The organism is Reinekea forsetii (assembly GCF_002795845.1).
Classification (GTDB): domain Bacteria; phylum Pseudomonadota; class Gammaproteobacteria; order Pseudomonadales; family Natronospirillaceae; genus Reinekea; species Reinekea forsetii.
In genome coordinates this window covers 2,222,024-2,235,061 of the sequence record NZ_CP011797.1, presented here as the reverse complement: position 1 = coordinate 2,235,061, position 13,038 = coordinate 2,222,024, and the positions used below count along the sequence as shown (strand labels likewise).

Genomic DNA, 13,038 nt, shown 5'->3' with positions numbered 1-13,038 from the left:
CAGGGTGCAGAGCGCACCCTAATCCTAGCGAGTCCTAGCCGACACAGGCCTCTTCTGCCGCATGCTCAATATGGCGCGCCGCTTCAATACGGGCGATCACCCATTTGGTCACCAGAGTACCGACAACGTATGCCGCCAAGGAGATCAGAATATCGCTGTTGGCAAAGCTCAGCGAGGTCAGCAACGGTCCGGGGCAGTAACCGGCAATGCCCCAGCCGATGCCGAACAGCACGCCGCCGCCAATGATTTTAGCATCGATTTGAGACTTGGCTGGGACCCGAAATAGATTATCGAACAGGGGTCGCTCGCGTTTCAAGATCAACGGCGTTGCCAACGCATTGATCGCCAAGCCAACCGCCAATACGACCATCAAGGACGGATCCCATGGGCCCAATGGATTTAAGAAGTTGATCACCTTGGCCGGATCAATCATCTGGGCAATGGACAGGCCGAGGCCAAAAATAACGCCCGCTAGTAAGGCAAAAAATAATCGCTGTATACCCAACATACTTAAACCCCTACCAGTTGACGGACAATAAATACGGTTACCAGGCCGGCACCGACAAAACTCAGGGTCGCCGCGAGGGACCGCGTGGTGCCGCGGGCCAGCCCGCAAATACCATGGCCAGAGGTGCAGCCGGTACCGATGGTGGTGCCGACGCCGACCAATAGGCCACCGACTATCAGCCACGGCCAACTGACGGCGGCTTGAATATGGTCGATGCCTTTAAACAAGCCGGTGGTGCTGGTGCCGCTGAGCCATTGATAGATCAGACCACCTAGGATTAGACCGACAACGAAAACAACCCGCCATAGGATTTCGCCACGCACTGGGTAGATAATACCACCGGCGATGCCGGACACGCCGGCAATGCGGCCTTTGGTCAGCAGCAAGAGCAGGGCCGATAAGCCAATGAGAGCGCCGCCTAATGCGGCCGATCCGGGCGTAAAATTAATTATTTCCATACTGCAGGTGTCCATTCATAAGATTAATATAAGATATCTCTAATATTACGGTTTTTATCGTCAATTACAAGCGATTACAGTGAGCAAATTTTTGAGCCTCCGATTGGTCGGTGCGAAACGCCCCTCAATGAGTCGGGTCAGGGGCCAGCTGGCGCTATTTTTGAGCTCAGCGAAAAGATGCTAACCCTTTGCTAAGACGCGCCATAGCCAGCAGCAGAGAGGATGGGCGGTAGATAAGACTAGGTATTTTGCCGTTGTAGGTCATAATGGCCGGCGCGCCCCTTTGTCAGGATGGGATCCGCTCATTGTCTATCTATCCAATCTTAACCTGGCCTTCAATCTTCAGGACAATCAAGCTATGAGAGGCATGTGGTACGCATTGGCGGCTTATGTAATATGGGGCTGTTTTCCGCTGTATTTTCGTTTATTGGTCGGCATCGACGCCATGGAAATACTCTCCTACCGGGTAGTATTTGCCTTTCTGTTAGCCTTTGTACTCTTAGTTATGATGAAGCAATTGGGCGGCTTTGGGCGCTTATTGCGTAACCGAAGGGTCCTGCTGTGGAGTTTTTTGGCGTCAATCCTAATCAGTACCAATTGGTATGTCTTTATCTGGGCGGTGGCCGAGCATCGGGTGCTGGAAACCAGTCTGGGCTACTTTATAACCCCCTTAGTGAGTTTGTTGATTGGCCGATTGGTGCTTAAGGAGCAGATTAACAGCTGGCAATGGTCCGCCGGCGGGGTCGCGGCCTTGGCGATTCTCTTCGAACTCATCGCCATGGGCGGCATACCTTGGGTGTCCTTGGCTTTGGCGCTGAGTTTCGGCTGCTACGGGCTGGTGCGTAAACTGCAGCCCGTAGAAAGTTTGCTTGGGCTTGGTCTGGAAACGCTTTGGGTACTGCCGATAGCAACCTTGGTGATCGGCAACGGAATCATTGACGGTGGCGACAGTCATAGCCTGTGGCAATATACGCTGTTGTTCTCGTCAGGTGTGGTCACTGCGGTGCCATTACTCTTGTTTGCCTCGTCGTTGCGGCGCATCAACCTAGTTGTCGCCGGTTTCATTATGTATGTTAACCCGATGATCCAATTTGTGATTGCCATTTGGGTTCTGAACGAGGCCGTGCCAATGCAGCGTTACCTGACCTTTGGTCTCGTCTGGGTCGCCATGGTGTTGTTTGTGATCGGCTTAGTCACCAAGGCGAGGCAGCTCAAACGGCATACCAAGAACTCATTGGCCGAGCCGCTGCCCATCGCACCACCGCTTTAGGTTTTCTGCAGCTCTTAGCCGCTGGTCTCCGAGACCTTTGATGTGATCAGAGTCTGGGCCAGGCGTTTTTCGCTCCACGGCAGGCGTACCCCCATTTGCCGGGTCAGCAGCTTGAGTTCCGCAGAGGCGCCACTGATCTCAACCACGACGCCGCGCAGGGTGCACTCTGCCAGAAAAGCCAATAAAGCTTGAACCGCGGCGACGCGGCAATGGTGAGCATGACTTAAATCGAGCACCAGATGGTGGGTGTCGCTGAGCAGTTCATTGAGGCGTTCCGGCAGTTGCCGGGCGGCTGCGAAATAGAGACTGCCCGAAATCTGAATCAGGCGTGGCTGGGATGGTGCATCCCGATCGCTCGGCGTGCTTAAGCCGCCATTGGCGTCCACCACAAAGGGCATCAATTTCGTCTGACTGGTTTGGAAGAGAAACAGCATGATGCCCAACATCGAACCCAAGAGAATGGCCTCATGAAAGGTCAGCACCAGGGTGCTGATCAGGGTGACCAGAAACAGGATGCGGGTCTGATGGTTGACCGTTAACATCTGTTTGATGGCCGCCGGCTTGAGCATCGATAGGGCGGTGGCAATCAGTAAACCCGAGATAACCGGCAGCGGTATGCTGCGCACGGCTGCTGCACCATAGAGAATAATGGGGATCAGCATCAGGGCGGCCAAAAAGGGTGCCCAGCGAGTGCGGGCACCGCCGAGATCGAGCAATACTGAGCGGGTCAAGGAGGTGCTGGCCGGAAAGCCGCCGATAAAGCTGCCGACCATATTGGCGCAACCCTGACTGCCCAATTCACGCCGCAAGAGGCGGTGTTCTTGACGATTGCGCAGGGTCACAATCAATTCCAGTGAGCCGATAAAGGCAACCGCAAAGCCGGGCACTATGAGCGTTTGAATCATATGCCAGCTGGGCAGCCGATGATTAAAACTCGGCCAACCGTCGGCTACCACCGAGCTGTCACCCACGGTGACCCAGGCGTGGCTAAAGTCGGCCAGGTCAAACCAGACCCAGGCCATGCTGACCACCAACACCAAGAGCGGAATGGGCCAGCGTGGGGCGAACTTATGGCCGAGCACCACCGCCACCAATGCAAGGCTGCCCAGCACCAGGCTGGGGATGTTCAGAGCCGACCCGGTAAAATGGCTCAGCATCCTGACTTCATCGACCACGTTACGCACGCCTTGAAAGGGGGGGCCGAGCAGCTCATCGATTTGCATCAAGGCGATGATCACCGCAGCCCCGGTTGCGAAACCGACCATGACCGCTTCAGGAACAAAGTCGAACAGCCGTTCGGCTTTCAACAGTACTATGACGAGACGAGACAAACCGGCTAAGAAGGCCAGGGTGGCCATCGCGGTGAGCAGTGCCTCGGGTTGGTTGGCCCAGGGGATCAGGGCGGTGAGGATGACCAGGCCGGTGGTATTGGTGGGGCCCACCGTCAGGGCGGGACTCTTACCGAGTACTGCGGCGATTAGGCCGGGGATGGCCGCGGTTACTAGGCCGTACATGGGTGGCAAGCCCGCGAGCATGGCATAGGCCAAACATTGCGGAATACCGACCAGTGCGACCAGTAAAGCGGCATTGAAATCGGCCAGGTGGGGCCGGCCGATCGTTCGCATCATAAGCTGTACTTAGACCGTGGCAGCGTTGTAGAGGATAGAGCTGCGGTTACCCGAGCGGCAATAGGCCAAGACTTTTTTGTTCGCCTGATTCAGTTGCTGGATCTGTTCGACATATTCCGCACTGAAGTTGGCGCCCTGCATCGGCAAAAATAGATAGTCGAGCCCCAAGGTAGCGCACGCCGCGCCGATAACGTCACTGTTAATCTGGCCCGGCTCTTCATCATCGGGTCGATTGCAGACCACAGTATCGAAGCCTAAGGCCTTGGCCTCGTCCAGTTGGCTTGCGCTAATTTGTGGGCTCACCCAATAGTTTTGTGCAATTTGTGTCCAAGTCATACGGTGTTTCTCCAGTGCAAAAGGCCGGTGGGGGGCGCCATCATAAAAAATGCCATCGGTTTTGGATAGCAGTAATCCACTATTCACCGTAGCTTAAATATTAGTCAAGGCTAATTAAGGGTTGATAATGAGCCCAGGGGTCTCTATTATTCAACTTATAAATTAGATATATCTAATATAAGTGCCGCGAGAGGAGACCCACAACATGTCTGAAGCCGTCATCAAAACATTTTTTGACCCGACCAGCTTTACCTACACCCATCTGGTGCAAGACCCCGTGACACGACGGGCAGCCATTATCGATTCGGTGTTAAATTACGATCCCAAATCCGGGCGGACCCGAACCGATGCCGCCGATGAGGTGATTGATTACGTGCGCAGCGAATCGCTGAGTATCGACTGGATTCTGGAAACCCATGTCCATGCCGACCATTTGTCAGCCGCGCACTATCTAAAGTCCCAGCTTGGCGGCCAGACGGGCGTTGGTAATGCTATTAGTTTGGTGCAGGAAACCTTTAAAACGGTCTTTAATGTTGAGCCGACATTCGCCACCGACGGCTCGCAATTCGATGTCCAATTTGCCGACGGCGAGCGCTTCGCCATTGGCGGCCTTGCGGTGACCGTCATGCACACGCCGGGTCATACGCCGGCTTGCGTGTGCTACAACGTCGATGATGAGCACCTGTTCGTCGGCGATACGATCTTTATGCCCGATCAGGGCACGGCGCGTTGTGATTTTCCCGGTGGTGATGCCACGATTTTGTTTAATTCTGTAACCCGTATCCTCAGTCTGCCGGATTCGACTAAGCTCTACATGTGTCATGATTATGGACCCAATGGTCGAGACTATCAGTATTTGACCACCGTCAAAGCCGAGCGCGAGCGCAATATTCATGTCAACCAAACGATTGACCTGGCAACCTTTGTGCAGATGCGCAGCGAGCGCGATGCCACCCTAGATATGCCGACGCTGATCTTACCGGCGGTGCAGATTAATATACGAGCCGGTGAACTGCCGCCGGCCGAAGACAATGGTACGCGCTATATCAAGGTGCCAATCAACGCTATCTAGACGATTTTGGGCGCATTTGCGCCCAACCTGGGCCGACCTTAGGTCCAGCACAACCCTGGTGTCGTAAGCCGGAAAGATCAAAGCCTGAGCACTGTGTGCCAGGCTTTTTTTTTGTTAAGGACAAGGGTTAAGCCAATGCCGCCTCGACCTTGGCATCTGTTTAGGCAAAAAAAACCTCCCGAAAGTGGGAGGTTTTGGCCTAGAGCATTTGGGTCTGTACTCCTATTGTTTTTATTGGAAGCCCAGTTCACTCCATAACCAGAAGTGGCTGCCGCCGGAACTGGTTTCACGCCAGAGTCCGGTCGTGGCAAATTTTAAGTCGACCCAGGAACTGTTATTTTGTAGCCGCACCTGACCCTGATGAGGAAAACTGTGGCCTAGGGCCCAATGCACCGCCGCTTCGGTGGTCAGGTCGGCATCGCTTTGGCCAAAGCCATCATCGAGCCATACCGCACTGCTGCCGGTTAATAGGAAGTCGGTGCTGGTCAGATTGTCCAGTTGTACATTAACCAAGCGGTGCTGTATTAGGCTGTCAGTGGTTTCAATCTGCACCTGGCCGTCCAACCGCGCCGTGATGGAGCTGATTGCACCGGCCCAGTCGTCATACCAACCGGAAAGGTTATAGTTCAGGTCACTATTGACCCAATGCAACTGGCCTCCGGAGCGCAGCGCGCAATCTTTGGCCTGAGCGTTCAGGTTCAGGTCGACAAAGGTATAGCCATCATCATAGCGAGTGGTGTCCGCTTCGGCTTCGGTTTGGGTGTAACCGCCCGCGTCACAGTCCCGATCATCGAATAGGTAGGCATAACTGGTGCGTTCGATCAGGGCCCTATTCAGGGCTCGGCCTTGGGGTGTCGTGACGCTGTCCGGATCAATCAGCATGGCGGGGCTTGCGCTGCCAAGCGCAAAGGGAATTAGTGCAGCCTCGACGAGAAAGGCGGTGCTATAACGGCGCAGGTCGATCGAGTTGTGGTCTGTAATCAGCATATAGGGCCTGACCTGCGGCACCACCTCAACATAGCATCCGGTCAGGGCTAGCGTTGCCAACAGCATTAGGCTGCCGGTCTGCACGGCGTGAATGAGTGTTCGGATCGTTGATTGAGTACGTTCGGTCATGGCTGTCTCCTTTGCACCTATAGTGGCAGAGGCAGGCTGAACGGGATCTGAATGATAGCCGGCTTTATCGGGTCAGAGTTTCGATCGGAATCACTTGATCGAGCGGATTGGCGCTGTGCACCCAGCGATCAAAGGCCTCGGCAATAGCCTGATTGCGATCGACAACGGTCTGCCAATAGCGAATTCGGCTGTCATTATCGAGTCGCTCAAAATCGCGCCGGTCGGGTATTTTCCCGTAGGGCAGGGACGCGACAAATTCTCGGCTGGGGCTGATCATCAGCGTGTGGGAATAGTTGCTGGCGTGGACCTTACGCCACGGCAAGGGCTTGTCGAACCAGCCGGGTTTTAATAGGGGCGAAAAATGAGGATAAAGCACTAGGCCTTGCTCGGGTTTGAACGGCAAATCAAAGTGGTAATCGACCATGCCGCCATCTCGATAGAGGCCCCTTGGTGCGCCGACTGGGTCGCGCACCCCTTCGATGACTATTGGTATGGCGCCACTGGCGAGCAAGGCATCACGATAATTGGCCCGGTTCAGCGGTACCTGATGAGTGCGAAAGTGATCCCATTGAGCGACCGGTAATTGCCCGCCCGGCGACTGAAAAATAACCCGATCAAAGGACCGGGGTAAGCTTCGTCGACTGACCAGATTGCCCACGGCCACGGCGGCGAACGCCAGACCCTGAATCGAGGGCTGTTTCAATTGACTGAGCCCTTTGCAACGGGCCGCCACTATATGCAATTTTTTGAGTTGGTGTTGGTCTAGGTCGTTCGGTTGAATAAAGCTGTCGAGCAGCTGGCGGATTGACTGCGAAATTTCTTGGTGTGACGGACGCGCCGAATAGCGCTGGTTCAGATATTGACTTTCGAGCTGCTCTAGAGCGGCCATCGGCGCCGCACTGGCGTACGCGGCCATCCGCCAAGCCCCGATCGAACTGCCAATTAACTCCAGCTGATGGGGGATGGCGGGGAGCCAGTTTTGCATCAAATAGCGGTCCAAATGACTGAGCACAAACCACTTCGGGCCGCCGGACGCGCCGATAATCGCGCGGATATCGGTCGGCCGGATCCCCGACTGCGCTATATGGCGGTAAGCCTGTTGGCCGGCAAAGATCTCAATCGGTTCCATCGCGCGCCTACTGACCGTCACCGCCATTCAAGACGACTAGCCTTTGCTGAACAGTTGTTTAAACAGACGCGGGCTGGCTGCGAGTAACTCGCCGCGATCCATCTTGATTGGCTTGCCCTCGACATCACCGGTTAAGGCACCGGCTTCTTGCACAATAAGCAGAGCACTGGCTAGGTCGGCTGGTGACATCTGTTGCGCGATGGCCACATTGACCCGGCCGGCCGCGAGATTGATGAAATCATAGAGCGCGCAGCCACTGACGCGGATGTCATAAACAGCATCCTGCCATTTGCTTAGCAAGACCATGTCTTTGGTCGCAAGGGTGCAAGTTGCCTGAGGCAGGGGGACGAATTCGGCGCGCACGCGGCGATCGTTAAAGTGCACACCGCGACCGCGCGAGGCAATCATGTAGTCTTCGGTCATCGGATCGACCAGGGCGACACAATCGATCTTATCTTTGGTGTAGAGGGCGACATTGACTAGGAACCCAGGGTAGCCGTTACGCAAGTTGTGCTCGCCGGCGGCGACATCGATGACCCAACGCGACTGACCATCCCAGTCTCGGCTGTCTTCTTTGCCGAGTTGGATGGAGTCGATGTGATGGCGGGTATGGGCGCTGCGGATGACCTTGCGAGCACGCCAGGCGGCATCCTCAATGGCCTTGTCAAAGACTTCCTTGCGGCTCGTTCCTTCTGCAGTTAAAGATGCAATGCTGGTCACTGTGTAGTTCAGCTTTTCAGCAGCGCTTTGGGCTGCACGTAGTGCGATCGTCAATATCGGTTGCATGTTACTCTCTTATACAGGCTTATAAGGGCAAATGACCCATTCTGAACGTCAGAATGACTCGAGTTGGAACGTCGGTCCGCAAGGACTTGTTAAACAGCGCATCGACCGGGGCGACTGTTGGCCTCGATCTGAGAGAATCTACGGATAGATTCAAAGGGCGCGCATGATACACCAGGTTTAGCGTATCATTCAGTCATTAAATGTAATTTGTGGAATTAATTTCGTGGATACGATCGACATCGACTCAGAAATGGCCTTTAGCAACCTAGAACATGTTCGGGTGGTAATGGTGCACACCTCCCATCCGGGCAACATCGGCGCCGCGGCACGGGCCATGAAAACCATGGGTTTTCGACATCTGGTGCTGGTACAGCCGCGTGATTTCCCCTCCGATACGGCCACCGCGATGGCCTCCGGCGCCACCGATTTGCTCGACAGCGCCACGGTGGTTGACAGTTTAGAGGACGCCATTGCCGACTGTGCCCTAGTGGTTGGCGCCTCCGCACGCTCCCGGACCCTGCCGTGGCCCTTAGTAAACCCTCGGGAGATGGCGCAACAGGTGCTGTCGATGCCGTCTGGTAGCCAGATTGCTTTGGTGCTGGGTCGTGAACGCAGTGGCTTGACCAATGACGAATTGGCTCGCTGCCATTGTCATGTCAATATTCCCGCCAACCCCGACTACAGTTCACTCAATGTCGCATCCGCGGTACAGGTCTTGGCTTACGAGTTGCGTATGTCTGCACAGGCCAGCGACGCCAAGCCCAAACCCCATTGGGGCGTGCCATGGGATCAGCCGCCGGCCACCGCGGGCCAGCTGGAAAGTTTATTCCAGCACTGGCAACAGGTCCTGGTTGATATTGATTTCCTCAACCCCCATAACCCCAGAACGCTAATGAGTAAGGTACGGCGCCTAATACTGCGCGCCCAGCCGGATGAGGTTGAAGCCAACATTCTCCGTGGCATGCTCAGTCAAATAGATAAACACCTAAGGAAACCCTGATATGTTTTCAGGCATCAAAGACGATATTCAAAGTTTTTTTAATCGCGATCCGGCTGCCCGAGGCTGGTTTGAGGTCTTGCTTAATTACCCAGGTCTGCATGCCGTTATCATCCACCGCTTATCGCATCGCCTCTGGCGTTGGAATATTAAGACGCTGGCGCGCTGGATATCGCAGCTAGCACGTTGGTTTACCGGCATTGAAATTCATCCGGGTGCAACGATCGGGAAGCGCTTTTTTATCGATCACGGCATGGGCATCGTGATCGGAGAAACCGCTGAGATTGGCGATGATGTCACGGTCTATCAGGGCGTCACCCTAGGTGGCACCAGTTGGCAAAAAGGTAAGCGCCACCCAACCTTGGAAGACGGCGTCATCGTGGGGGCCGGTGCAAAGGTCTTGGGCCCCTTTAAGGTGGGCAAAAATGCGCGCATCGGATCAAACGCCGTGGTCACCAAAGAAGTGCCTGAAGGTGCCACGGTGGTCGGCATCCCCGGTCGTGTGGTGAGATTGAAGGGCGAACGAGCCCAGGGCTTCAGCACCGAGCAAGAAGAATTGGCCAAACGCATGGGCTTCGATGCCTACGGCGTGGCCGAAATGCCCGATATTACCGCCCATGCCATCAAGGCGTTGTTGGACCATGTTAATGCGCAAGACCAGCGTATCGATCGGATGTGCGCGTCGTTGCAAAAAATGGATAAATCCTTCACAACCCCCGAGATGCCGGACCTGAAAGATGAAGATTTCGCCGTTATCGAGGCCTCTGATCAACAAAACAGCGTTTAAGCGCGGGGCTTGCACGGACCTTTGGGCAATACTCGCCTCAACGCGATTGCAGGTCGCGAGTGCCCTGGATCTGCGCGGCGTTTTTGAGTCGACCCGACTGACTCCAATGTTGACGCGGATGAGCCGCATAAAAAGATACCGCCGCGTGACAGGCGATGTCGTAAAGCTGCGGGCCAACAAACCATTGCCGTTTTAGCAATCTTAACTTGGGCGGTATGAGGGCGAATTTTTTCATCTGCCCCAGTGGCCGGGCCACGATGATATCGAGGAAGGGGCGCAGCTGATCCAGATATTGGCCAACGCTGAGCACATCCTGATCGGGGGCTAAGGTTAAGATTTCTCGGTTCAGATAAGCCTGTTTAATTTCTAAGCTGTTGAGTGGCACAAAGTTCTGCACGACCCGCACACCCAACTGAGCATCCAGCCATACCCACTTGGCATGCTGCCGATCAAAATACTCTATGCCCTCATACTGACTGCCCAGCGGTCGCCAACTGCAGTCGCGTGTTCTCAAGGTCGTTAGACGACAGGGGATACCCACCGCTATCATGGCGTGCGCTTGAATAAGGTTATAGTCGCAACGGCTAAATTGCTCGCCATTCAAGGCCCGATTGATCACGCTGAGTGGGTTGTCGCTGTGCGCACAGTGCCCCAGCCGGGGTAACCACAGGCCGTGCACCCAAGCGATCAGGCTTTCAATGCTCTGAGCATCGGACAGGCTGACCCGAGTATGTTGATGCAGATGAAAGCGAGCCGCTAAATTCTTGTGGATCAAGCTCGCGCGCGCCGCGGGTAGGGTGACATCCGACGTTGGATTATACTGAAAGGGGCGTAAGCGCGGATAGATCCGAGTCGACCAGAAGCCGACCGCGTAGGTCAATAAAATCAGAGTCAAGAGTACCGATAAGAGCATCATGGTGAAGCACGTCCCAATGCATTAAAGGCTTATTGTGCCTGCGGCCAATAGGCGTGCCAAATGCAGTGATCGACTCTGTGATCGGCTAGACAAAGTGCCCTAAACTCGGCATCGGCCCTGCTATCGGTTTCGTGCTGGCATGCTCAAGCGAAAATCCAGCACCAATGGATCGTGATCCGATGAGCGGTAGGGGTCAGGAGCGAAATAGGTGTCGATCTGCTCGGTCGATTTATACTCCCGATGGTAATCCAAGACCGACGGCTCATCGCTGTTAATATGCCATTCTTGCGCCAATAGGAGCTTGTCGGCCAATGCGGGCGAGGCCAAGGCGTGATCCAGGCGGCCCGATTGGCCCTGGTAAACATAGGAGTAGCCACCCGGGGTTTGCAGCGCGCTAAAGCCGGCGTTAATCAAATCGACGATCGGATCTTCCTGACTGTAGGCATTGAAATCACCCACCATCAGTACATGCGCAGCCCGGCTGTCGGTCGGGTCGGTCCCTAACCAGAGATTTAACGCCTGGCTGGCCCGGGTGCGACTGAGATTGTAGGCGCCTTGCCCCCTATCGCAGTCGTCCCATTTGGCGCACCGGCCCTGAGCTTTGGACTTCAGGTGTGTGACCACCAGGGTCAGGCGTTCGCTCGAAGACGGGTGGCTAAAGGTTTGCGCCAGGGCGGGCCGATGCAGCGCGTCATTAAAGAGTGCACGGCCGCTGGTGTCGTTGGGTGAGTTGGCGCTGGTCAATAGCCGGGCTCGGTTGATCGGTTGCACGCGCGCCGGTCGATAGAGTAAACCAACGCTGATCGCGTCGCTGCCGATCCGATCGACCCTGGGGTCTATCAGCTGGTAGTGTCGATCCGTCGGCAGCTCCGCATTGAGGGCTCGGCGCAAACTGGCGAGCGCACTGCGCTGCGAGATACCATCGTTTTCGAGCTCCATTAACGCCACTATGTCGGCATCGATCGCCACCAGGGCGGCCAGTAATTTACTCGTTTGACGCGCCAGTTCGACGCCGTCGCTGGCGCCGCGTGGGCTCGGCCAACCGCCCCCCAAACCATCGCCATTAAAGTAATTGCGGACATTCAAGCTGGCGATGCGCAGATCGCTGTTGGGCACTGCTAGCGGTGCGGCGCGGCGCGGGTTGTCCAATTGGAACCTGGGTGGGCTGGTGGGGATCAGGCGATAGGTGTCGAACGCGAAGTGGATTACCCCGGTCAGATGCTGCACCGTGCTGCCGATGCGAAGGCTGTTGGCAGCAGTCAGCCCGGGCGTTGGAAAGGGTACCGGATCTGGATTTTGACGCGTACTGCCATCGTCGACTACTAACTGATTTAACCGATTCGCGTGGCCAATCGCATCGGCGGCGCGTCCGGGGCGGGCGCTATCGGTCGGGATCGACCGGCGGCCCTGGCTGAGCGTAAATTCGCCATAACGGCCGAGTTTGGCGACGTCATTGACGGTTAAACTCGCCGAAAACCGAACCCGCATCCCTTCCATCGCCTCCAAAGATTCAGGGTAGGGCAGCGGCAGGCTCAGGTCGGTGACGGGCGGCAGGGCGCGGTTCGTGGCGCAGCGCTTTAGGTCATCGATACGATGCAACTGGGTCACCCCAAAGTACTCATTGACCCGGCCGCTCAAACGCACCCTATCGCCGACCTCAACCTCGGTGCGGCTGTGGTATACGAAGATGCCCTCGGATGTGTTGGCATCATCATCGGTCGGGTCTTGCTGGAGGAAAAACCCAGCCATGTCATGTTCGGCCTGCAGATCCAGGGTGACCACGGCCTCCACTGTCACGTCTTGCTCGAGCAAGGGTGAGACTAACCCCGAGCCTTGAATCTGGGCGAGCCGCGTCGCCGGATCACCGCAGGCGGAGGCTCGTTTTTGCTCAGCGTAGCTAAAGCTGGCTATCAGGGTGGCGAGGACCCCTATAAGAAGTTGCTTGAACATACCCATGCCCCGATTGAACTTGGCTGCCTGCCTGCGGATCGATTTGACTGCAAACTATGACAGTCCGTGCGCTCGGCCGTCAACC

Annotated in this window: 13 protein-coding genes; 4 read left to right on the top strand and 9 right to left on the bottom strand. The window is 55.8% G+C overall.

What is annotated here, in order from left to right; translation table 11 throughout:
• Nucleotides 1-34 precede the first annotated feature (34 nt).
• Both REIFOR_RS10355 and REIFOR_RS10350 read right to left on the bottom strand, forming a co-directional pair.
• Nucleotides 35-508, bottom strand: coding sequence for a DUF6691 family protein (locus REIFOR_RS10355; protein ID WP_100257487.1), 474 nt, complete (start codon nt 506-508; stop codon nt 35-37).
• A gap of 2 nt (nt 509-510) precedes the next feature.
• Entirely contained in the window at nt 511-966 is a 456-nt protein-coding gene (locus tag REIFOR_RS10350; protein ID WP_100257486.1) for a YeeE/YedE family protein, read from the bottom strand.
• Nucleotides 967-1,324: 358 nt separating this feature from the next.
• On the opposite strand from REIFOR_RS10350, the gene rarD reads away from it, so the two are divergent.
• Entirely contained in the window at nt 1,325-2,236 is a 912-nt protein-coding gene (gene rarD / locus REIFOR_RS10345; protein ID WP_100257485.1) for an EamA family transporter RarD, read from the top strand.
• A gap of 14 nt (nt 2,237-2,250) precedes the next feature.
• Here rarD and REIFOR_RS10340 read toward each other — a convergent pair whose 3' ends face one another.
• Together REIFOR_RS10340 and REIFOR_RS10335 are read right to left on the bottom strand one after the other, a co-directional pair.
• The gene (locus REIFOR_RS10340; RefSeq protein WP_100257484.1) at nt 2,251-3,864 is read right to left on the bottom strand and encodes a SulP family inorganic anion transporter; all 1,614 of its coding nucleotides are present in this window, start codon (nt 3,862-3,864) and stop codon (nt 2,251-2,253) included.
• 9 nt (nt 3,865-3,873) lie between these two features.
• Nucleotides 3,874-4,200: a protein tyrosine phosphatase family protein gene (locus REIFOR_RS10335; protein WP_100257483.1), complete on the bottom strand. Its 327-nt coding sequence runs from the start codon at nt 4,198-4,200 to the stop codon at nt 3,874-3,876.
• Nucleotides 4,201-4,405: 205 nt separating this feature from the next.
• Between REIFOR_RS10335 and REIFOR_RS10330 the strand changes: the two genes are divergently transcribed.
• Complete coding sequence (locus REIFOR_RS10330) at nt 4,406-5,272, top strand: MBL fold metallo-hydrolase (protein ID WP_100257482.1); 867 nt, start codon at nt 4,406-4,408, stop codon at nt 5,270-5,272.
• A 231-nt stretch (nt 5,273-5,503) separates the two neighbouring features.
• On the opposite strand, the gene REIFOR_RS10325 is transcribed toward REIFOR_RS10330, so the two are convergent.
• From REIFOR_RS10325 to REIFOR_RS10315, 3 genes are all read right to left on the bottom strand, one after another.
• On the bottom strand, nt 5,504-6,388 hold the full coding sequence (locus REIFOR_RS10325; protein ID WP_100257481.1) for a hypothetical protein: 885 nt from the start codon (nt 6,386-6,388) through the stop codon (nt 5,504-5,506).
• A gap of 64 nt (nt 6,389-6,452) precedes the next feature.
• Nucleotides 6,453-7,517 (bottom strand): hypothetical protein, encoded by a 1,065-nt coding sequence (locus tag REIFOR_RS10320; RefSeq protein WP_145980283.1) that lies wholly within the window; start codon nt 7,515-7,517, stop codon nt 6,453-6,455.
• Nucleotides 7,518-7,553: 36 nt separating this feature from the next.
• Nucleotides 7,554-8,303: an inositol monophosphatase family protein gene (locus REIFOR_RS10315; RefSeq protein ID WP_100257479.1), complete on the bottom strand. Its 750-nt coding sequence runs from the start codon at nt 8,301-8,303 to the stop codon at nt 7,554-7,556.
• Between the two features lie 223 nt (nt 8,304-8,526).
• On the opposite strand from REIFOR_RS10315, the gene REIFOR_RS10310 reads away from it, so the two are divergent.
• Both REIFOR_RS10310 and cysE read left to right on the top strand, forming a co-directional pair.
• Complete coding sequence (locus REIFOR_RS10310; RefSeq protein WP_319418045.1) at nt 8,527-9,303, top strand: RNA methyltransferase; 777 nt, start codon at nt 8,527-8,529, stop codon at nt 9,301-9,303.
• Nucleotide 9,304: 1 nt separating this feature from the next.
• Nucleotides 9,305-10,087: a serine O-acetyltransferase gene (gene cysE / locus REIFOR_RS10305; RefSeq protein ID WP_100257478.1), complete on the top strand. Its 783-nt coding sequence runs from the start codon at nt 9,305-9,307 to the stop codon at nt 10,085-10,087.
• Nucleotides 10,088-10,124: 37 nt separating this feature from the next.
• Here cysE and REIFOR_RS10300 read toward each other — a convergent pair whose 3' ends face one another.
• Nucleotides 10,125-11,003: a hypothetical protein gene (locus REIFOR_RS10300; protein ID WP_100257477.1), complete on the bottom strand. Its 879-nt coding sequence runs from the start codon at nt 11,001-11,003 to the stop codon at nt 10,125-10,127.
• Between the two features lie 120 nt (nt 11,004-11,123).
• On the bottom strand, nt 11,124-12,953 hold the full coding sequence (locus REIFOR_RS10295; RefSeq protein ID WP_100257476.1) for an ExeM/NucH family extracellular endonuclease: 1,830 nt from the start codon (nt 12,951-12,953) through the stop codon (nt 11,124-11,126).
• Nucleotides 12,954-13,038: the final 85 nt, after the last annotated feature.

Excerpts from the sequence above, each read along its gene's own strand:
- REIFOR_RS10335 (WP_100257483.1), bottom strand. The coding sequence starts at position 4,200 with ATGACTTGGACACAAATTGCACAAAACTATTGGGTGAGCCCACAAATT.
- REIFOR_RS10325 (WP_100257481.1), bottom strand. The coding sequence starts at position 6,388 with ATGACCGAACGTACTCAATCAACGATCCGAACACTCATTCACGCCGTG.
- REIFOR_RS10355 (WP_100257487.1), bottom strand. The coding sequence starts at position 508 with ATGTTGGGTATACAGCGATTATTTTTTGCCTTACTAGCGGGCGTTATT.
- REIFOR_RS10330 (WP_100257482.1), top strand. The coding sequence starts at position 4,406 with ATGTCTGAAGCCGTCATCAAAACATTTTTTGACCCGACCAGCTTTACC.
- REIFOR_RS10295 (WP_100257476.1), bottom strand. The coding sequence starts at position 12,953 with ATGTTCAAGCAACTTCTTATAGGGGTCCTCGCCACCCTGATAGCCAGC.
- rarD (WP_100257485.1), top strand. The coding sequence starts at position 1,325 with ATGAGAGGCATGTGGTACGCATTGGCGGCTTATGTAATATGGGGCTGT.
- REIFOR_RS10300 (WP_100257477.1), bottom strand. The coding sequence starts at position 11,003 with ATGATGCTCTTATCGGTACTCTTGACTCTGATTTTATTGACCTACGCG.
- REIFOR_RS10340 (WP_100257484.1), bottom strand. The coding sequence starts at position 3,864 with ATGATGCGAACGATCGGCCGGCCCCACCTGGCCGATTTCAATGCCGCT.
- REIFOR_RS10320 (WP_145980283.1), bottom strand. The coding sequence starts at position 7,517 with ATGGAACCGATTGAGATCTTTGCCGGCCAACAGGCTTACCGCCATATA.
- cysE (WP_100257478.1), top strand. The coding sequence starts at position 9,305 with ATGTTTTCAGGCATCAAAGACGATATTCAAAGTTTTTTTAATCGCGAT.
- REIFOR_RS10350 (WP_100257486.1), bottom strand. The coding sequence starts at position 966 with ATGGAAATAATTAATTTTACGCCCGGATCGGCCGCATTAGGCGGCGCT.
- REIFOR_RS10315 (WP_100257479.1), bottom strand. The coding sequence starts at position 8,303 with ATGCAACCGATATTGACGATCGCACTACGTGCAGCCCAAAGCGCTGCT.